We start from the raw sequence: 239 nt of genomic DNA on the forward strand, positions 1-239 counted from the left end.
GGTGTTGCGCGAACCCGATGAACCGCCGGCAAGCCGGCAGGTGTCCGATCAGGACTGGTGAGCCATGGGACGTCGCTCGCACACACAGTCCCTGCACCTCTGGATGAATGGCGCCATGGTCGGCACCTGGAGCGTGCAGCCCCGCGCCGGCGACATCCTGCAATACGCCGACGCCTGGGTCAGCGCCGATCAAGGCAGGCCGCTATCGCTGTCGCTTCCCTTCACGCCCGGCAACCCGC

Annotated in this window: 1 pseudogene; it reads left to right on the top strand. The window is 67.8% G+C overall.

The features are described 5' to 3' along the window. Window positions 1–64: 64 nt before the first annotated feature. Window positions 65–239: pseudogene (locus SB751_RS34875) on the top strand (type II toxin-antitoxin system HipA family toxin); the annotation flags it as partial.

Origin of the sequence: Cupriavidus sp. SIMBA_020 (assembly GCF_046535395.1) — a bacterium.
GTDB classification, from domain to species: Bacteria; Pseudomonadota; Gammaproteobacteria; order Burkholderiales; family Burkholderiaceae; genus Cupriavidus; species Cupriavidus campinensis.